The sequence below is a fragment of the Streptomyces antarcticus genome (assembly GCF_026627255.1).
Lineage (GTDB): Bacteria > Actinomycetota > Actinomycetes > Streptomycetales > Streptomycetaceae > Streptomyces > Streptomyces antarcticus.
In genome coordinates this window covers 157,287-176,281 of record NZ_JAPNLM010000018.1, presented here as the reverse complement: position 1 = coordinate 176,281, position 18,995 = coordinate 157,287, and the positions used below count along the sequence as shown (strand labels likewise).

16 protein-coding genes and 1 pseudogene are annotated in these 18,995 nt (G+C 66.1%); 6 read left to right on the top strand and 11 right to left on the bottom strand.

The genetic code is table 11. From position 1 onward, the window contains the following. Nucleotides 1–294 precede the first annotated feature (294 nt). The 11 genes and pseudogenes from OTB16_RS25760 to OTB16_RS25710 all read right to left on the bottom strand — a co-directional run. Nucleotides 295–1,860, bottom strand: coding sequence for a carbamoyltransferase C-terminal domain-containing protein (locus OTB16_RS25760; protein ID WP_185300007.1), 1,566 nt, complete (start codon nucleotides 1,858–1,860; stop codon nucleotides 295–297). Nucleotides 1,861–1,978: 118 nt separating this feature from the next. Continuing rightward, nucleotides 1,979–3,394, bottom strand: a complete 1,416-nt coding sequence (tyrS, locus tag OTB16_RS25755; RefSeq protein WP_185300008.1) for a tyrosine--tRNA ligase — start codon at nucleotides 3,392–3,394, stop codon at nucleotides 1,979–1,981. A gap of 80 nt (nucleotides 3,395–3,474) precedes the next feature. After that, the gene (locus OTB16_RS25750) at nucleotides 3,475–4,509 is read right to left on the bottom strand and encodes a nucleotidyl transferase family protein (RefSeq protein WP_185300009.1); all 1,035 of its coding nucleotides are present in this window, start codon (nucleotides 4,507–4,509) and stop codon (nucleotides 3,475–3,477) included. A gap of 18 nt (nucleotides 4,510–4,527) precedes the next feature. After that, entirely contained in the window at nucleotides 4,528–5,541 is a 1,014-nt protein-coding gene (locus OTB16_RS25745; RefSeq protein WP_185300010.1) for an alcohol dehydrogenase catalytic domain-containing protein, read from the bottom strand. Further along, a complete protein-coding gene (locus OTB16_RS25740; protein WP_185300011.1) occupies nucleotides 5,538–6,281 on the bottom strand; it encodes an HAD family hydrolase in 744 nt (247 codons plus the stop codon). Before OTB16_RS25740 ends, OTB16_RS25745 begins: the two co-directional genes overlap by 4 nt. After that, the gene (locus OTB16_RS25735; RefSeq protein ID WP_185300012.1) at nucleotides 6,278–7,219 is read right to left on the bottom strand and encodes a glycosyltransferase family 2 protein; all 942 of its coding nucleotides are present in this window, start codon (nucleotides 7,217–7,219) and stop codon (nucleotides 6,278–6,280) included. Before OTB16_RS25735 ends, OTB16_RS25740 begins: the two co-directional genes overlap by 4 nt. Beyond that, entirely contained in the window at nucleotides 7,210–8,274 is a 1,065-nt protein-coding gene (locus tag OTB16_RS25730; RefSeq protein ID WP_267723122.1) for a glycosyltransferase family protein, read from the bottom strand. The genes OTB16_RS25735 and OTB16_RS25730 overlap by 10 nt, the downstream gene beginning before the upstream one ends. Nucleotides 8,275–8,291: 17 nt before the next feature. Next, nucleotides 8,292–9,491 carry a glycosyltransferase gene (locus tag OTB16_RS25725; RefSeq protein ID WP_267723121.1) on the bottom strand — a complete coding sequence of 400 codons (1,200 nt, stop codon included), beginning with the start codon at nucleotides 9,489–9,491 and terminating at the stop codon, nucleotides 8,292–8,294. A gap of 20 nt (nucleotides 9,492–9,511) precedes the next feature. Continuing rightward, nucleotides 9,512–10,237 (bottom strand): class I SAM-dependent methyltransferase, encoded by a 726-nt coding sequence (locus tag OTB16_RS25720; RefSeq protein WP_258050009.1) that lies wholly within the window; start codon nucleotides 10,235–10,237, stop codon nucleotides 9,512–9,514. Continuing rightward, a complete protein-coding gene (locus tag OTB16_RS25715; RefSeq protein ID WP_185300015.1) occupies nucleotides 10,219–11,214 on the bottom strand; it encodes a hypothetical protein in 996 nt (331 codons plus the stop codon). Before OTB16_RS25715 ends, OTB16_RS25720 begins: the two co-directional genes overlap by 19 nt. A gap of 884 nt (nucleotides 11,215–12,098) precedes the next feature. Further along, a pseudogene (locus OTB16_RS25710) lies at nucleotides 12,099–12,335 on the bottom strand (hypothetical protein); the annotation flags it as partial. 401 nt (nucleotides 12,336–12,736) lie between these two features. Between OTB16_RS25710 and OTB16_RS25705 the strand changes: the two are divergent. From OTB16_RS25705 to OTB16_RS25680, 6 genes are all read left to right on the top strand, one after another. After that, nucleotides 12,737–13,975 carry a helix-turn-helix domain-containing protein gene (locus OTB16_RS25705; RefSeq protein WP_185300016.1) on the top strand — a complete coding sequence of 413 codons (1,239 nt, stop codon included), beginning with the start codon at nucleotides 12,737–12,739 and terminating at the stop codon, nucleotides 13,973–13,975. Between the two features lie 108 nt (nucleotides 13,976–14,083). Then, entirely contained in the window at nucleotides 14,084–14,524 is a 441-nt protein-coding gene (locus tag OTB16_RS25700) for a hypothetical protein (protein ID WP_185300017.1), read from the top strand. Beyond that, on the top strand, nucleotides 14,524–14,718 hold the full coding sequence (locus OTB16_RS25695) for a hypothetical protein (protein WP_185300018.1): 195 nt from the start codon (nucleotides 14,524–14,526) through the stop codon (nucleotides 14,716–14,718). Before OTB16_RS25700 ends, OTB16_RS25695 begins: the two co-directional genes overlap by 1 nt. A gap of 212 nt (nucleotides 14,719–14,930) precedes the next feature. Next, nucleotides 14,931–15,935 carry a hypothetical protein gene (locus OTB16_RS25690; RefSeq protein WP_185300019.1) on the top strand — a complete coding sequence of 335 codons (1,005 nt, stop codon included), beginning with the start codon at nucleotides 14,931–14,933 and terminating at the stop codon, nucleotides 15,933–15,935. 79 nt (nucleotides 15,936–16,014) lie between these two features. After that, entirely contained in the window at nucleotides 16,015–17,547 is a 1,533-nt protein-coding gene (locus OTB16_RS25685) for an amino acid permease (protein ID WP_185300020.1), read from the top strand. Next, nucleotides 17,547–18,977, top strand: coding sequence for a glutamine synthetase family protein (locus tag OTB16_RS25680; protein ID WP_258050010.1), 1,431 nt, complete (start codon nucleotides 17,547–17,549; stop codon nucleotides 18,975–18,977). Before OTB16_RS25685 ends, OTB16_RS25680 begins: the two co-directional genes overlap by 1 nt. Nucleotides 18,978–18,995: the final 18 nt, after the last annotated feature.

Here is an 18,995-nt window from a genome sequence, read left to right as displayed (position 1 = left end):
CCCCTGGACCAACCCGAGGCCCAGGAGACCCCGGCCTCGGGCCAGCCAACACCGACCAGGCGACTACGACCGACCCCGCCAGCCCCGACCACCCACCCGCTTGCCCGTTACCGACCCACGCTCCTAGCGACCAGGCAGCACGAGGAGGCGAGGCAAAGCGCGATGGTCACGAAGATCCTCGACTTCCAGCATTGGGTTGGCAAGCACGAACCGCGTCCGAGCATGGACAGCTCCACCATCGCCAGGGAGCCCAAGCCGGCCTCCTGCCGCTGCGGCCACCTAAATGGACTCCTTTCACACTTGTGGGAGCCTCTGGAACCACTGGTCGCCGACGACCATGTCGTGGATGCCTCGTGCTTCGCAGTAGCGCACGAGGTCCGACATCCGGTTGATGAATCCGTGGCCGTTGAAGTTGAGGGAGGTGTTGCACAGGACACCGACGCCGTGTTCGGCTGCGAAGGCGGAGAGCAGGGTGTGAAGTTCCCGATTGCTGTTTCGGCTGACGGTTTGGACCCTGGCGGATCCATCCACGTGCGTGACGGCCTGGACGGTCGAGGAACGCCTGACCTTACGGAAGTACAGCATGTAGGGATCTTCGAAGGCTCCGTCGAAGACCGTGTCGACGTCCTCGATTCGGCAGCACGGTGCGATGGGGCGGTAGGTCTCGCGCTGCTTGATGGTGTTGAGGAGGTCTTTGGTGTCCTGCCGAAATGGCTCGGCCAGCAGCGAGCGGTTGCCCAGTGCACGGGGCCCGATCTCCCAGCGGCCCTGGACCCAGGCCACCACGCGTCCTTGGCCGAGGGCTTGTGCCAGTGCTCGATGATCGAGTGCGGTGCGCTGCCACAAGGCCGGTTCTGGCCGTGTGTCGTGGACGAAGTCCAGTCCGCTGTACACGTTCCAGTCGATGTAGGGGTCGCCGGTCATGGTGGTGAGCGCATCGATCGCGGTGCCGATGGCTGAACCGGAGTCGTTGGTGCAGGGAGGGACGAACACCGAGGAGAAGTGGCCGAGGTTGGCCCACTCGGCGTTCCAGTCGCAGTTGAGCCCGCAGCCGCCCGAGATGCGCAGGGGAGTGCCAGCCGGTAGGTGTTCGCGGGCCGCGTCTGCGAACAAGGCGAAGATCCGCTGGGTGAGAAGGGCGGCGGCCGTCTTGGTCACTTGGGACTCGACGCCGGCGTTGTACAGCGCGCAGTCGCGGAAGTCCTTCTTGGGGGCCGGGTACACACTGTCGGTCTTCAGCAGCCGGTCCACGGTGGCGCTGATGTCCGCGTCGGCGTCCTCGGGATTGGCGTAGGCCGCCAGGGCCATGAGTTTTCCGGCGTCGTTCAGCCGGGGCAGCGCACCCTCGTCGGGGAAGCTCGGGTCGGCGAGGGCGAACAGGAAGGAGAAGCGGCCTCCGGGCTCGGTGAGCACGGGTATGTGCTTGACGACCTTGAAATGCTGGTCGACGAGGTAGAAGGCACCGGTGTCTCCTTCCCATACGAGGACGGTCTGCAGTGGGTGTTCGCCCCGCGGTGCCATACCGAGGGCCATCATGAGGTGGGAGCGCTCGTGTGAGGAACTGAAGAGGCGTACCTCCTTGCCGAAGAACCGCATCGGGCGCTGGGTGAGGGCGTCGAGCCCGTCGTAGCCGGCGCCGATCGAGCGGTGCCGCATGGCCCCCTGCTCGCGCCATCCTCCGAGGGCCACGACGTCGGGCAGCTGGTCGACGTGTTCGGCGATGTCGAGGATGGTGTTGACGTTCACGGCCGCGTAGCGTCCGAAGGAGTCCTTCTCGGACTCCAGGGAGTACAGCAGCTGCCGGTCGCGGATTACGGCGACGGTCCCGTCGTGGCCTGGCTTGAGCGCGAATACCAACACTTCGGACTTCCCCTCCAGAATGCGACTGGTACGGGGCGTGTTTGTGCATCGTTGGATGCACAAACACGCCCCACTGGTGCCTGATGCGTGGAGCTGGTTTCGGCGCGGCTGCTCTGCGCTACACGCCGTCGATCTTGGCCACCTTGCGGCCAACCTTGAGGTAGACGGTGTCAGAGACTCCCACCAGGCCAGCGGCAGCGAGGGCGGCGGTCACGGTCTCGTGCAGAGGACGGACGATGTCGTCTTCCGACAGGTTCACCGTTCGTTGGCCTTCCTCGGTCTCCACTACGACGCGCAGACCGTTCTGCTTGGCAAGGCGGCGGCCCGCGGACATGCTGGGCGTGAACTCCAGCACCTGGGTCAGTACGGCGCCCACCGATTCGCCGCCGTGTGAAGCGTCCACGACGGGCAGTGACTCGACGTCGCTGAAACTGCGCTTGGAGAATTGGGAGGTGAAGTGCCGACGGGCGGCAGCCGCTGCCTCGCGGCCGTGCACAGCCGCGACGGCTTCGCCGGCGAGAACCTTCTTCAGGTCCATCGGGTGCAGGGTCTTGTTCTCGATCCGGGTGACAGCGGCGTCCACCTCGGTGTCGGTCCATTCAGTCCATGCCTTGAGGTAGGGCACGGTCAGCCGGTCCGGAATCGACATGATCTTGCCGAAGATGTCGTCCGAGGCGGCAGTCAAGGGAATGTAATTCCCCTTGCTCTTGCTCATCTTGGCCCCGGTGCCATCGGTGCCTTCGATCAGCGGCATGCTGATGACCAACTGCGGCTTCTGGCCGGCGATCTCCATGACCTTGCGGCCCATCTGCATGTTGAGCAGCTGGTCGACGCCACCAAGCTCGATATCGGCGTGGATCTTCTCGGAGTCGATCGCCATGACCACGGCGTAGATGAACTCCGACATCGCCAAGCCCTGGCCCTGGGCGAGGCGGGTTCGGAAGTCCTCTCGCTGCAAAGACATCGATACGGGGATCTGAGACAGCACCCCGATTAGCTCAGGCAGCCGGATCTCGGCGAGCCACTCGCTGTTGTGGCGGAAGTCCGCTCGCTGGAAATCGAAGAACGGTGCCACCTGGTCTCGGTAGGTGGCCAGGTTCTTGGCGATGTCCTCGTCTGTCAGCGGAGGCCGCTCGTCGGACCGGCCGGAGGGGTCGCCGATCTTCGCGGTGATGTCACCGATGATGAGCACCACATGGTGTCCCATCCTCTGGAACCGGCTGAGGATGATCATTGGGACGGTGTGGCCGAGGTGGACATCGGCGGAGGTGGGATCGATGCCGAGCTTGACCCGCAGCGGCCTGCCTTCGCTCCTAGCCACGTCGATGGCCGAAGTCAGAGAGTCCAGCGAGGGCAGAATGCCGACGGTTCGGCCGGCGATCAGTTCAGCCTGCTCCTTGGGACTGAGGTCGGACAGGTCAAGCTGACGCCTGGCGCTGGTCTCGGCCAGAAGGTCCTCGACGGTCTTGTCAGAGGAGAGGTCCTGCGCGAGCAGCTCAAGGGCTCGCGCTTCGGATTCGCCAAGGCGTGTCATGGGGTTCCTGTATGGATCGAAGGCTCGCTCATAGGACGGGCGAAGTATACCTGAGGAAACGTGTCCGATGCTGGCGTTTTTCATGGCCACAGCTCTTTAACGTGCACCAGGAAATCCGCGAACTTTCTCTTCTCCGAATTCCATCGGTGATTGTTCTCGGCGCAGTCTTGATGGATGCGCATGAGATCCTCGTGGGGACAGTAGGTCATCTGATGCATCAGTTGGAAAACGGGCGACGACGCAGGGTCTTGACAATTGTCGTCCTGGACGAGCCGGACGATTTCGTCGTGCGGCGTTTCGACGCTGATCCCTGACCCCGGGATGCTCTTCGAGAACTTGGGGTGGCCGTTGAACCCCGAGTTGAGTCGAGCGTACAGGGCGGCCAGAATGAAGCCGCCGCTCAAGGGTGCGTCGTCATCGAACCGGTGGGCCACCTCCTGCGCGAATCGTACGTATTTGTGCTCGTCGACACCCAGGAGCACTAGGACGGCTTCGTGGGTCTGGCCCAGGGTGACGAAGTCGGAGGCCATCAGGGCAAGTGAGAGGCGGCGGCGGAAGGTCATGGTCGCGTCCACAATGCCGCGTGCGACGTAGTACGCGTGGTTGTCCTCCTCGGCGGTCAGGAAGTCGTTCTCCTGGGTGTATCGCCCGAGCAGGTACATATTGGTCAGGGCTTCGTTATGGTCTCGCTGGTTGCGGAGGATTCCCTTCGTCTCGTCGAATCCCAGACGTTGCGCGAAGAGACGGAAGCGTTCGGAGAGCTCGCTGGTGAACTCGTAGGACCGTCCGCGACCGTTATAGGCGTCGAGATCTCCCAAAACGATCTGGCACTTCTCTCCGCCGTTTTGCAGGCGCACCATCTTCATGATGTGAGAGGCGGTTGCCATGTGGGGTGGTCCGGACATTCCGAATCCTGTTGTGACGATTCGGCTCCTTGCGGATGCGGCTGTATAGCGGTCGGCCGCATGATGGCAGAGATAGCGGAGGTTCAGTTCATTCTGGCTCAACCCGGCCAGGTCGAAGTCGAACCTCTGGAGATCGAAGGGGCTGTATCCGTATTCCTTGACGATGCTCCGGTAGTAGTCCTCGGAGAACAGTACGGGTTCGGCGGTCACGGTCTCTCCTCGGCGAGGTCATGCGGGCGAAGCCGCTTCGGCAACGAGTACGGCTTTGATCGGTCGAATGCCCGTACCAGTGGTGACGGCCGCGACAGCCGAAGGCAGGGAGCGGAGCGGGAATCGGCACCCGACCAGCGGGTCAGCCCACGCCGGGCGCTGGGCAAGCACCTGCAGGGCCTCCGGCAGGTCGCCGGTGCCGTGCCGGCGGCAGTAGCTGAACGATCCGGTGATGGTGATCGACCGGCGGAAGACGTTCCGCAGGTCGTGGTGCAGGCGCACGCCCGGATCGTAGGCGTTCTGTACGAGGACAGTGCCGCCGTCGCGGACAAGGGACAAGGCGGCGTCGAGAGGGCGGTCGTCCCGGCCACTCGCGGCGTCCACCACGGCGTCGAATCCGTTCCTCGGGGCCTCGTGGAGGGACGTGAAGGTGGCGTCTATGTGCTCGGCCACGGCGGCCAGCTTGCCGGCGTTGCGGACGAGTACGGTGACTGACCAGCCGTGGGAAGCGGCGTAAGCCGCGCTGCAGAGAGCGAGCGGGCCGGAGCCGACGACGGCAAGGTTTCCAGGGCGATGGTTCGACAAGCCGCAGCGGATGCCATGGACAGCGACCGCGAGGGCGTCTGCGAGGACGGCCTGTGCGGGGTCGGCCCCCTCAGGCAGAGGCAGTACGTTGCGGCGGGGTGCAACGACGAACTCTGCGAATCCTCCGGGCAGGTCCCAGCCCAGCCGAAGGATGCCCGGGCAGAGATGGATCGCTCCCGTCGCACAGTTCGCGCAACTGTCGCAGGGGACAAGGGGATCGACCACCACAAGAGGGCCGGAGGGGGTACTGAGGTCCCAGCCGACGACTTCGTGGCCTGGGCGCCAGGTGTGACCAGGCGTGGGAATGGGCGACTTGGTGATCTTGGCCAGGTCGCTTCCGCACACACCTGAGAACGCCACTTCGACCAGCGTCTGGTCCGGCCGCGGTTCCGGGCGCGCCAGGCGTGACCACGACAGCGTGCCCTCGCGTACTTCCCATGCCTTCATACATCCCCCTCCTTCGGTCGTCGTGGTGCTCGCGAGGCCAGCATGAAGGCGGGTAGTTGTTCGACGCCGCTGATGGAAGGGCCGTGCCAGGGCCTGTCGCCGAAGGCAATGGTTGAGGGGCCGCCTCTGCGTTCGACGCGAACCGCGGTCAGGCCGGCGGCGGTCGCTCCGCGCAGTTCGTCGCCTCCGCCGTCTCCGCAGTACATCGTGTCCTGTGGCGCGACGCCGAGTTGTCCCGTCACCGCGCGGTAGAGGCTGATATGCGGTTTGACGGCTCCCGCGCGGCAACTGAAGACCGCGACGTCGACGGATTCGCTGAGCGCGGAGCCCTGCCATGCCTCGGCGATGTCGGCGGACGCGTCGCTGAGCACCGCGATCCGGAGACCGCGCTCGCGAAGCGTCCGCAGGACGGCAACTACGTCGGGTGACGCAGAGAGCCGGGCGGTGGCCAGCCGCAGGAGGACGGTGCACAGGTCATGCGGAGTTGGCGTGCCTTCGCCGCAGCGCTGCCAGAGATGTTCGCTGAGCGAGTCGAGCGTCGGCAACCGTCCATCATGGCGTTCGGCCCAACTGTCGATGTACGCCTGTTCGATGACCGCGGCGGGTACCGCGGTGGCTGCGGCTATCGTCTCGGCTGCCTGGAGTCGTTGCGCTCGTGTCGGCGCGTCGACCAGTGTCCCGAACAGGTCGAGCACCAGAGCCTGTGGGTACGCGCGGGGGCCGGGCGAAGGGATGGTCACGGCTCCTCCTGCGGTGACGGGGCCAGGCGGACGCAGGGGCGGCCGGTCAACACGCTGTGAATGCTGGGGCCCCGGTCGCGGTAGTTGCGGCCCGCCAGCACGGTCGACGCCAGTTCGCGCAGCAGCGGCCCCCAGGCCGATCGCCGACGACCTCGTTGCAGGGCTGCTTCTACCTCGTGGGCTCGGGCCTCCGCCCGGTAGTGCCATGTCAGCCGACGCAGCGCACTCCGACTGGCCCACGGGGGAGGGGTGATCCGAAGGTCGGCGAGGCGGACTGCGATTTCGCCGCAGACATCCGCCATGTACTCCTGGTGGGCACCAGGGGTGGCTCGATCGGTCATGTTGTCGCCGTGTACCCGGTAGAACGTCAGAGGGTGCGTCATCCGGGCGCCGAGACCGAGGTCGTCGAGCACGTGGAAGAACTTCTCGTTCGTCACCGGCAGCAGTTTCAGGGCAGCAGCACGGTCGACGATGATGGTGCTCGTGTTGCCGCCCGGGTGGGGATCGGGCAGCAGAGGGCTGCCGTCACCGTCGACAACGTGCTCCCAGTGCTGCACGAGCATGGCGCCGGTCCGGAGATAGCCGGACGCGGTACGGAGCTTCGCCGGCGCGAACCAGTCATCGGCGTCCAGGAAAGCCACCCAGTCGCCACGGCAGTGCCGGACGCTCTCCGTCAGTGTCGCCGCAAACCCACGGTGCGGCAGCGGGATCACCCGAATCCGAGAGCCGAATTCGGCACACACCTCCAAGGTCCGATCGGTCGATCCGTCGTCCAGGACGACGATCTCCTCCAGGCGGTAGTCGCCGGGCTCCTGCGCCAGGCAGCTCTCTACGGCCTGGCGCAGGAAGTGGGCGTAGTTGTGGCTGAGGATGCACACCGAAATATTGGGGGGCATGTTGCCGACGACCTTGGCTGATGCTGCGGGATCTACGTCCATGGGCGTGTGTAGACCTCCAGGTAGGTGGCCATGATCGCCGCATGCTCCTTGATCCGGTGCTCGCTGAACTCCTTTGTCGGAGCGAGATGGTGCCCCTTGCGGAGGCGCTCGGCCACCTCGTCGAGCGCGGTGAGGAACCGGGCTCCGTAGGCGTACTCGGCCCCGTCGGACCAGTCGAACCACACGGGCTCGTCGATTACTCCCGTATGACAGCGGTACTGATCACGGAGGTAGCCCACAGCGGAGGCCACCGGCACCAGTCCGAGGTCGAAGGCGAGTTCCAACTGTCCCGAGTGCGATCCCCATCGGTACGGCAGGATCAGGGCGTCGCATCCGGACGCCGTCTCCGCCACTTCCTCATCGGTGGGGAAGGGCAGGACATCTACCTGGAGACGAGGCTCAGCTACGGCAGTAGCGAGCAGCGCCGCCCAACGGTCGTGCTCCTGCTGCAAGTTGATGTAACCCGGCGCCCTGAGCAGCATCGAAAGGGAGGTGTCGTGCTGGTGGCGGCCGAAGCGCCAGTTGTACAGCACCGTAGTGATGTCGCGGTTGTCCCGCAGCGAGCCGAACAGAAAATACCGCGCATGCCCACTGCCCGGAGGCCGGTGACGGGGAACGGCGTTGGGCGGGACGACGTACCCGTGCGGGATCGTGACGGTTTCCACCTGGTTGCCGAACCGTCTGCGTATCTCGGCCCCTGACGCCTCGGTCAGGCAGACGAAGGGGACGCGCGCGTTCACCAGGGCGCGCAGCTTGCGGTGGTAGTCGATTCTGCCGCTGAAGACGGGGCTGATGTCATGGGCAGTGAAGATCACGCGTCGGCGGAATCGGGCGCATTCTGACAGGACGGACTTCAGAGTCGGCAGGTCGTCGAACTCGACGTGGTGCAGGTGCAGAACGTCGAACCAGTTGAAGGGTCTGTGTTCGAGCAACCATCGCAGCGACATGTCCCGAGGCACTGCTTCAGCGCCGTGCGGTGCAGTGCCGTTGACGATTTCGACGTGCTCGCTCGTGAGTTTGCGGGCATACGGAGTGCGGGCGGGTGCATGCACCACTTTCGTCCGGCTACCCATCACGTCCTCCGGGCGAGGGAAAGGACCTCGGCAGCGACATCGCTCGCCGACGGGAAACCGGGCATCGGGCCGGACAAGCGGCGGGCGTGCTCCTGGAGGGCAGGGGAAGACAGCACGGTGTCGACGGCCGTAGCGACAGCGTCCGGTTTGGGCGGCCATGCGACGGTGAGTCCACACCCGGCCTCTTGTGCGGCTGCCGCCACATAGTGCTGGTCGCGGGCACGAGGCACGGTGACGAGCGGCTTGCCGAACCACAACGCCTTGCTGGTGATCCCATACCCAGAGGTCGTGACCACCGCGTCCACCGACGGCAGCACGTCGGCGTGCGGGTAGTAGCCCAGCACCGTGGCGTTGCGCGGAGTCCCGACGCCGAGAGGGTGGTCCGCCGAGACGGTCACCAAGATTTCCATGTCCGTGTCCGAGAGCCCTTCCAGGGACGCGCGTACGAGGTCGACATCGTCCTGCCAGGCGCTGCTGTTGGCGACCAGGACACGGGAACGCCCTCCGGAAGCCGTACTCGCGCTGGCGGCCGCAGAAGCCGGCCCGGGCTCGTCCCACGGGGGCAGCGAGGTCCGGGTGACGAAGTGCGGTAGTGGGCGAGTGCCCCGGCGAAGGTGCGGATGGCCGAGGAGGAAGGTGCATTGCGGAGACATCCGGAACCACGGTGCCTCTTGCCGCTCCCTCGGTTCAGGGCCGAGACCGACCGCCCCCCGGACTCCGTCCCACCAAGCGGAGTACGCCTCGATCTCCGGGACACCGGTCTTCTCCCACCAGACGCGGTGCATCGCATCGGTCTCGGCACCTTCGTCGAACAGATAGTGCACGTAGGAGGCCCAGGGGACGCCGAGATGTTCAGCGGCAAGGCCGGCACCGATGACGAAGGAGTCAACCAGCAGGACGTCAGGGCGGAACAGCCGTGTGGCTCGTTCGATCTCGGCGTACTCGGAGGCCACCCGGTGATGGAACCAACTGGTGCCGCCGGCAGGGCCCAGACCGTGCTGGTCGCGTCCCTCGGCGCGGGACCAGTCATAGGTGATGCTGGACTCATAGGCCATGAAGCGCGTGCCAAGCGTGTCAGCGAGAGGCTTCAAGCTCGGCAGGCCCAGAAGCATAGTGTCCGTACCCAGGCCTCCCAGCGCCTGCACTGCCGGAACGATCGGATAGAGGCTGCCTCGCTGCGCGTACGGAATCCACAACACGCGAGGACGATGCGGCAGCCTCATCGTGCAGCGCCTTTCTCCGGCTCCACCCTGCTCTGGATGAGTGCCAACTGGGTGGTCTTGCCTCCCCCGGCGTCGTCGCTACGGGTGAGCGAGAAGTCGGCGATCTCCAACCCTCGTGCCCGAACAAACGCACAGAACTCCCGGCTGGCCCACTCTCGGACATGGGAGGTATTGCGGGGAGGGCCCGGGTCCGCGGGGCCGGCCCGCAGCTCGCGTGCCGGGGTCGACAGCACCGCCGCTCGCGCACCACCGTGGAGGAGCGATCCGATGAGGTCCATCGCAACCTCGGGATGGACAAGATGCTCAAGCACGTCCGAACAGACCAGGACAGTCCGGCGAAGCACTTCGACAGGTAGCGGAAGTGCGCGGCACGTCTCTAAGTCCGCTTCGACCCACTGCCCGAACGGCAGGTTCTGCTGACACCAGGCGATGTTGGGGCCGATGTCGACGCCGATGTACTTCCAATCGGGCTGTGCGGCTTGCAGGGTGACGAGCTTGCCACCACGTCCGCAGCCGAGGTCGATGACCACGTCGCAGTCGTTGGCCAGCGCCGCCTGGGCGGCAAAGGGATAGACGTCCGGCTGCCAGACGACACCGTCCTGTTCGTCATCGACGAAGTACTCCGGCGTACCCCGCTGTTCATAGCCGTACGGAAGGAAGTAGAGGTCGGGATCGAGCCCTGGCTCGACCGCGTTCCCAACGGCTATATCGTTTGTTGGCACAGTGCTTCCTCCCTGAGTGCTTCGACTTTCGCCCACGCTCGCCCGCTGTTGATCGCCGCCTCCGCCTGGCCGTAGCCATCCGCCAAGTCCCGGGCGAGCCCGGCTGTCATCAGCATCACAGCGCTGTTCAAGGCGATCAGATGTACATGCGCCGGGTTCCCTTCTCCGGCGAGGGCGTCCAGCACCCACTGCACCGCCTCCGTCGCTGATCTTGGTGGGTGGACGGAGTTCGGCGAGCTCAACCCCAGGTTTTTCAGGTCATCTGCCTCGAACGTGTGGACTGCGCCGACGGTGCCGCCTGTCAGACGGCAGGTGAGGGAACGATTCCCCAGCCCGAACTCGTCGGCGAAGTAGCCGGCGGGGTTGCCCGAAGCCACGACGAGTGCTTCCGAGACCCCGAGACGGCCAAGCACGCGGGCTGCCAAATCGACCTTCGGGTGCGCGAGGCCGAAGACCAGGACCCCACCGCGAAGTCGCGCCGCAAGGGCAGCCAGGCCGAAGCTGAGTGGGTTGAGGACGTGGAATCGGCCCCCGTACACCTGGTCCAGGACGGGAATCATGTCCTCGATCGGGACGAACGCCAAGCGTGAACGCTCGACCGCCGTAATGATGCTTGAGCGGGTACGGCTGTGCGGTAGGCCGAGGCTCTCCGCGAGGTCCCGTGAACCCATGACGGAGGATGTGGCCCGTGAGCCCATCTTGACCACGGAGGCGCCGGCTGCGGCGGCTACGATCGCGCTCGATGTCGAGACGTTGAAGGACTTGATCCCCTTCTTACCGCTTCCGGCGAGGAGCAATAGGCGTGACCCCGAAGGTGAGGGGAGATCGACAGTCTCCACCTCGTCGAGTGAGAGGGCCGCACGCAGAACCTCGACGACATCGCTTTCAGCTGGACCGCGAGCCATGAGACCTGTCAGCACGGCAGTCAACAGGTTGTCCCGGGCCGCGTGGTCAGGGAGAGCCGCGAGGTCGAGCATCGCGCGTCCAACCGTCCCCGAAGCGATGGGAAGTCCGAGACTGACGCGATACAGCACCTCTCGGACGGATGGTGGCGGTGATTGGCAGTCGGACCCGTTGGCTGGGCGCCTGCGCGGCAGCCGCATATCGCCGTTAACCCCCACCAAACAACACCTTCCTGATGCGATAACAGCCCGATGGCCCTCCCGAGTAGTGCGATGCCGCGTTACCGGCGCGGCATTCGTCTCGACAGGTGCGGCCCCCTGCGCCGGGCAGTCCTCGGTAGAACGAGGCACGCGTGCCGGCTTCCCGTCAATGAGGTTGGAGGCGCGGCTGCCCACCCATGCCTTCCCGCCCGCCCCGACCAAGTGAACGTGATCTACGTCATGCTCCGATCGTGTGAGGCGTGGCCTCTTCGGGAGGGACCGCAGAAGCCCTAGGTGGGCGCCGCGACGGTGGAATTTAGTACCAATCACTTGCTTGTGAAGGAGATCGCCGAAATCAAGCGCAGTGGTCACGGTCGTCGGCTGGAATGCTGCGGAACGTCTGCGGGTGGTGGCCGGAAAGCCCCTCATCGACTGGTGCGGCCACGCTTGGACGGGTAACCGTGCGCCGGACTCCATAGGAACGCCCCCTTGCGACTGGGTGTGCAGAGACCATTCCACTCTGCTATCGCCGTGAGCGGACAAGCTGTCCGTAGGAATCTTCTGCAGCAGCCCCTGACGAACAGGATCTGTGTGCTACGGCCCGCATTCCACCGTCCGAAGCAGGCGCGCGAGATGATCCGTGATCGCCTGCACACGCAGTCGCTGTTCGATGACGCCGTCGTGGCCGTCGTGTGCCCTGCACGTCGCTCCCGCCGACTTCCCCTGGGACCTGCCGTCGGCCCCCTCATGTTCTTCCCCGGCGCCCGGCCATCAGGAACGCCGTTGTCCAGGAGCATCGCGCGGATCGCCAGCGGCATCGTGACGCCCGTGCCGCGGGCCGGCAGATGCTCGACCGGGTACCCGACGATCTCCGCAAAGGCCTCCCGGTAGACCTGCCGATCGATCTCGCCGACGTACAGCGGCGTGCGGTCGATGTCCCACAACACGAAGGACCGTTCGGCTTCAGCCGTTCCCGACTCCTTGCCTTCGGCCAGGACGGCACCGCCCTGTGGCTGCGAGCGTGCGTGGGTCCGCACCGGTGCATCAGGTTGGCGCATGCGCCTGGCTACGGTCTGCGACCGGGCGGCGAACGCGGGTTTCCGGCACGTGGAGGAATCGCGCGGACAATCTGTCCGTAGGTAGTTCGCTGCGCACCTCTTGACTGGGGAGCGACAGTCCTACTCACCCTCTGCCCGCATCGTCCCGACATGCCCCACTTCGACCACTCGGTCGGAGGTCCGGTAGGGAGATGCAAGCTACCTCTGGTCGGTTCTGCAGTTCCACGTCGGGGGCGCGATGCCATCGGCTCTGTTAACAGTTGGCGACCACGGGCGCAGGCTTGGACATTATCCGTACTCTGATCGAAGTGCTTCATCGCGAAGGGACACGTCCACCGATGACTGAAAACCTGACGCTGGGAGACCGTCTCCGTATCGCTCGCAGGACACGGAAGCTGTCTGCCGCTCAACTGGCACAGAAGGTCGCAGTCTCCCCGAGCTACGTGCAGAAGCTGGAGTCGGGCGCGCGGAAGGCTTCACCCTCACTGGTGCTGGCGCTCGCCAAGGCGCTGCGCTTCGGCCCTGAGGTTCTGACCGGCCAGCCGTACTATGGCGAGCCGGAGGCCGAGGACGGCGTCCATGCCGTCATCCCTGAGCTTCGCCGCCTCCTGCTCTGCTACGACAGCCCCGACGACCTGGAGATCGCTCCCAGGGCGCTGCCCGTGCTCGCCTCGGAAGTCGACCAGGTGGCGGCCCTGCGCCGCGACGCCCGGTACGCCCCGATGGGCCCCCTGCTGCCGCCGATCATCACCGAGTTGACGCACGTGGCCCTCGGCGGTGGCAACGGCGATCAGGGCAAGGCGTTCTGGCACCTGGCGCGCGCCTACCGCGCCGTGAACTCGCTGGCCCACAAGATGGGCCACCACGATCTGTCGAACACGGCGCTGGAGCGGGTCCGTTGGGCGGCTGACCACTCCGGCGACCCGCTGATGCAGTTCACGGCCGGCTACCTGGTCGCAGGGGCGATGCTCCGCCAGGGCGCCTACTCGCCTGCTCGCCGCAAGCTCCTCGCGCTGCGGACCGAGTTGGAGAGGTTCCAGCCGGAGCGATCCTTTACGGATGACGCGCTCGCTGTCGACGGTGCGCTGCTGTTGAAGCTGGCCGTGCTGGAAGCCCGCGAGAACAACTCGGATCGTGCGGATGCGTACCTGCGCGAAGCCGAGCAGGTGGCAGGTATGGCGGGCAACCGTGATTCCCTGGCGTACGAGATGTCGTTCGGTCCGACGAACATCCGCATCCACGAGGTGCACGCGATGATCGACATGGGCGACACCGAGCAGGCTCTCGCCCGCCTCACCGAGTGGTCTCCGGTTTCTGGCGGCGAGTGGACGCCGCCGGCCACGACCGTCGGGGAGCGGTCGAGTCACCACTTCATCGACGTGGCTTCCGCGAAGCTCGCCGTGGGCGACCGGGCTGGTGCCTTCAGCGATCTCAAGCGTGCTCGGAAGGTTGCTCCGAACCACACGCGTTTCCACCCGTCCGTGCGTGAGACCACTGCGGCACTGCTCAGGGTGGACGCCCACCCCTCCAACGAGCTCTCAGCATTCGGCAGTTGGGCGGGTATGAGCTCAACTTGATCTCCTGTCAAGGGGTTTGGCGAGTGAAACCCACGGACAAGCTGTCCGCGCACAGAACTTGCTGAGTGGAATGGTCTCCTTACACATAGTGGTGAGGAGGCCGTTTCCATGTCTGACGCCAATCCAGCAGCTCGTGCGCTACCGCCGCGCTGGATGCCCATCGGTGAAGAGCCCGAGCTGTGCTCCGCGGGCGAATGGTGGGATGCCGTACGCGCTGTGGAGGACCTGGGCCGGCGCGCGATCGAGATCCTCAACGAGGGCGACGAGCCGGTCGGCCCGGTGATCCTGGACGCCGGTGGGCCGGAGCCTCGGCTGTACTTCCTGGTTCCCGTGGGTACCGCGGCCCGCTGGGATGAGCCGGGGACTGTCGCGCTGGGCCAGAAATGCCACGTCGTCGTGCCGTCCGCCGAGAGCACGACACCTCCGGGGATGCACTGGCATGTCCTCCCGAGCGGCCCGCGATCGCTGACCCGGCCCGATGCGCTCCGCCGTGCGCTGAGCCAGGCACGCAGGGAGCGGCGAGGGTCAGCGGAGGAAGCGGCCTCCTGATGGCCCTGAGCATCTCCTTAGTCCTGGTGCTCGGCATCCTCGTGGTCGTTCTGTTCCGTGCGAAATCCGTTAAGCCCGGACCAGCGATCGTCTGCGTGCTCTTCGGGTTCTTCCTGGCGAGTACGTCCATGGCCCCGAACATCAACCGCTTCGTTACCAGCATCGCGGACATGATCGGCCAGATCCGCTTCTAGGACGACTGACTCGGTACCCAGCCTCCCGCCGCTCGGACAGCGGTTCACCCATGCCCTTCGCGGCCTCATCCGCATCCCCCCACCTGCCTAAGGCCCCCGATGACATTCACATCCGTCCAGGAGAGCACGCCACCTCGTATGGTCCGCACGCATCGGAGGAACGGCCCCGATCCCGCTCGCCGGCGTCGCGTCGTCTGTGGCGAGGGACTCTGATGCGTCTCGTGTATCACCCGGCCGGCCACGACGACGACCTGCGCGTCGCCCTAGTCGAGTTAGAGGCTGGCCGTTGGAGAACGGCACGGGAGCTGCTGCTGGATACGGGCACCCGTTGGGGGCTGCGAACGTCACGTACCCAACTGCTGGCGGTGGCAGCGGCCCGCTCGGACGTGGTCGGCGTGTGGCTCGCCGAAGAGCCCGGCAGTTACGACGCGCAACTGATGAACGTGCGCGTGGCCGTCGAGCGGGCGTTGCGTGCACACCGTCAACAGCATCCACAGACCTCGGAGTTCGAGATCAAGGCGCGGCGTGAGGCCTTGCTGACAGCTCGTCGTGCGCAGCACGATCCTGTGCCGTGGGTCTGCCTGGTGGCGTTGGCTCAGATCGACACACGGCAACTGCGGCGTGAACACCGCCTTATATCCGCCGAACCGATGCTGCCCAGTGGTCCGTGGGGACTGCTCTACGAAGTCAACCAGCGGGATCCGTACAACCGCGAGGCCTACCACCGCGTTCTGCAGTTCCTGCTCGCCCTTGAGGGACCGCGCGCGGCTTCCTTGGCCGCGATCTTTGACTTCGGACGGTGGATCGCGTCGCAGCGACCTGTCGGATCGCCACTGCTGCTTCTGCCCGCGTACGCGCAGATCGAGCAGCGTCGGCGATCGCGCGCCGATCCGCTGTGGCGGCGCCAGTGGGCGCACGAGTCGACGCTCGACTGCACGCTGAACGCCTTCCACGACTGGTTCCACAAGACGAACGCCGAGCAGCGTTCGGTGGCTGATCTGAACCTTCTTGCCTATGCGTTGTGGGCGGGCCACCAGTACCTGGAAGCAGCCGAGGTGTTCGAGGCGATGGGCTCGTACGCGGCCCATGAGCCGTGGACTTCGGCCCATGACGGAGCCGCAGGACCAGACCCCGGCGGGGCGCTGCTTCTTCGAGCGCGAGCCGAGTCCCTTTCCTACGCCCGCACCCACAAGCCGCGCGCCGGACCGCACCCGTGATCAACATCGGCTGCCCATCCCGTCCCAGATTGGCATGAACCCGCCCAGTCTCACTTCCCCTGAACCTTGGAGGTCGTCCATGTCCCGTTTGAATTCCACCCACCGTGCCACGCCCCGAAAGCCGGACGATACGTATCTGCGGGAGCTCGGCTACGAGCCCGTACTGACTCGGCGCATGGGACCGTTCGGGAACTTCGCCATCTCCTTCTCCGTCATCAGTGTCCTGTCCGGCTGCATGACGCTGTACGGATTCGGCCTGAACACCGGCGGCCCGTCCGTGATGCTGTGGGGCTGGGTGCTCGTCGGCGCCATGGTGCTGTTCATCGGCGCCGCGCTGGCCGAGGTGACCTCCGCCTATCCGACCTCCGGGGCGCTGTACTACCAGGCGGAGCAGCTCGGCGGTCGTAAGTGGGGCTGGTACACAGGCTGGCTGAATTTGCTCGGGTTGCTCGGCGCGATCGCCGGAATCGACTACGGGGCCGCCTTGTTCACCGGCGCGTTCCTGAACCTGCAGTGGGGTTTCGAGCCGACGCCGGGCAAGATCATGGTGATCTTCCTGTGCATCCTGGCCGTGCATGCCACCTTGAACCTGTTCGGGGTACGGCTGGTCAGCATCCTCAACAGCATCAGCGTGGTGTGGCACCTGGTCGGCGTCATAGTGATCGTCGGTGCACTGGTGATCGTGCCCTCCCACCACCAGTCCGCCGACTTCATGTTCGGCGAGTTCGTCAACAACTCCGGCTGGTCCAGCACCCTGTACGTGGCGGTGCTCGGGCTGCTGCTGGCGCAGTACACCTTCTGCGGCTACGACGCGTCCGCGCACCTGAGCGAGGAGACGACTGACGCCCAGATGTCCGCACCGCGCGGGATCATCCATTCGATCGGCTGGTCGTGGCTGGCCGGTTTCGTTCTGCTGGCCGGGCTCACGTTCGCCATCCAGGACTACGCGGGCACCGTGGGCACGGCGACCGGGGTTCCGCCGGCGCAGATCTTCCTCGACGCGCTGGGCATGGCGAGTGCGAAGGCGTTGCTCCTGGTCGTGATCGCCGCGCAGTTGTTCTGCGGCAACGCCGAGACGGCCGCCGCGAGCAGGATGGTGTTCGCGTTCTCCCGTGATGGGGCACTCCCGGGCTCGCACTTGTGGCGGCAGGTGGACCGTCGTACCGGCACCCCGCGCATGGCCGTGCTCCTGGCCGTCGTGTGCGCCGCCGTACTCGCTCTGCCGAGCATGTACAGCCCGGTCGCGTACGCGGCGATCACCAGCATCAACGTCATCGGCATCACCCCGGCCTACGCGATCCCGATCTACCTGCGCATCAAGAACCGCCGCCGGTTCCAGCCCGGTCCGTGGAACCTCGGCCGCTGGGGCGTGACGGTCGGCACGATCGCGGTGATCTGGGTCGTGTTCGTGACGGTGCTGTTCTGCCTGCCGCAGGTCCGCCCCGCCGGCGGCGCTCTGGTGTCCGTCGAGACCTTCAACTACGCGCCGGTCGTCTTGCTCGTCGTCCTTGCGGCGGCCTGGGGATGGTGGCACAAGCAGGGCAGCTCCTACGAAGTCCCGGCGCAGAACTTCGACCGCTCCGCGAGCACGTACGAAGACGAGGTCGTGTGATGACGGAGGCCGCGACGAGCAATGGCGCTCTGGCCCACCTCAGCACGGCAGCCGCTCCAGCTTCGGGTGGGCGCTCGGAGAAAGGCTTCTCTCTGACTGACCTGCGCAACCTCGTCAAGGCGGGCACGATCGACACCGTGCTGCTGGCCGTCCCCGATCTGCAGGGCAGGCTGAAGGGGAAGCGGTACGACGCGAACCACTTCCTCAAGCGCGTCGCGCATCACGGCGCCGAGGTGTGCGCCTACGTCCTGGCCACCGACGTCGACATGAGCCCGGCGGACGGCTTCGCACTGACCTCGTGGGAGACCGGCTACCAGGATCTGTCCGTGCGACCGGCGCTGTCGACCCTGCGCGTGGTGCCGTGGCTGCCGCGCACCGCCATCGTGCTCGGCGACGCCGTGCTCCATGACGGAACACCCATCGAGGTCTCGCCTCGCCAGATCCTCCACCAGCAGTTGACCCGGTTGTCCCGGCACGGACTGCACCCCAAGGCGGGGATCGAGACCGAGTTTGTCCTCTACAAGGGCACCTACGCGGACGCGGAACAGGCCGGCTATCGGGACCTGCGGCCGTTGACGACGGAGAACCTGGACTACGCCCTCGACCACGATCCGGTCTCCGACCGATTCTGCCGCCGCCTTCAGCGGGCGCTGGCCGGCGCCGGGATGCCCGTGGAAGCGATCAAGACCGAGGCCGGCCTTGGCCAGGTCGAGGTGACCTTTCCCTACGGTGACGCGCTCACCGCCTGCGATCAGCACCTGCTCTTCAAGCACGCGGTGCGCACCCTGGGCTCGCGCGCCGGTCTGGCACCCACGTTCATGGCGGCCCCGGAAACCGGCCGGGCCAACGGCCTGCACCTGCATGTGTCGCTGTGGTCGAAGGCCATCAGCCAACTCAACGAGCCCGGCAGCGACTACGAGCTGTCCCGGATCGGGCAGCATGCCATCGCGGGTCTGCTCACCGGCCTGCCCGAGCTGGCCCTGTTCTACGCGCCCAACGTCAACTCCTACAAGCGGTTCACGCCCGGCTCGTTCGCACCAACCACGTTCACGTGGGGCTACGACAACCGCACCTGCGCGGTCCGGGTCGTCGGCCGGGGCGAAGGTCTGCACTTGGAGATCCGTGTGCCGGGTGCGGACGTCAACCCTTACCACGCCCTGTCCGCCGTCCTGGCGGCGATCGACCACGGTCTTCAGCGGAAGCTCGCCCTTGGTCCCGAAGAGACCGGCAACGCCTACCGCTCGGGTGGGATCCCCGTGCCACCCACCCTCAGCCACGCTCTGACCGCCTTCCAGAACAGCGCCTTCGCGGAGGAAGCCTTCGGCGCCGAGGTGGTCGAGCACTACGCCCGGCTCGCCCACCTGGAACTCGACCACGACCAACGCATAGTCACCGATGCCGAGCGGCAGCGGTGGCTGGCCCGCGCCTGACACCCCCTCCTCCCAGAA

Coding starts and splice junctions, on each gene's coding strand:
- OTB16_RS25690 (WP_185300019.1), top strand. CDS start 14,931: ATGCGTCTCGTGTATCACCCGGCCGGCCACGACGACGACCTGCGCGTC.
- OTB16_RS25680 (WP_258050010.1), top strand. CDS start 17,547: ATGACGGAGGCCGCGACGAGCAATGGCGCTCTGGCCCACCTCAGCACG.
- OTB16_RS25745 (WP_185300010.1), bottom strand. CDS start 5,541: ATGAAGGCATGGGAAGTACGCGAGGGCACGCTGTCGTGGTCACGCCTG.
- OTB16_RS25685 (WP_185300020.1), top strand. CDS start 16,015: ATGTCCCGTTTGAATTCCACCCACCGTGCCACGCCCCGAAAGCCGGAC.
- tyrS (WP_185300008.1), bottom strand. CDS start 3,394: ATGACACGCCTTGGCGAATCCGAAGCGCGAGCCCTTGAGCTGCTCGCG.
- OTB16_RS25705 (WP_185300016.1), top strand. CDS start 12,737: ATGACTGAAAACCTGACGCTGGGAGACCGTCTCCGTATCGCTCGCAGG.
- OTB16_RS25715 (WP_185300015.1), bottom strand. CDS start 11,214: ATGCTCGACCTCGCGGCTCTCCCTGACCACGCGGCCCGGGACAACCTG.
- OTB16_RS25735 (WP_185300012.1), bottom strand. CDS start 7,219: ATGGACGTAGATCCCGCAGCATCAGCCAAGGTCGTCGGCAACATGCCC.
- OTB16_RS25700 (WP_185300017.1), top strand. CDS start 14,084: ATGTCTGACGCCAATCCAGCAGCTCGTGCGCTACCGCCGCGCTGGATG.
- OTB16_RS25695 (WP_185300018.1), top strand. CDS start 14,524: ATGGCCCTGAGCATCTCCTTAGTCCTGGTGCTCGGCATCCTCGTGGTC.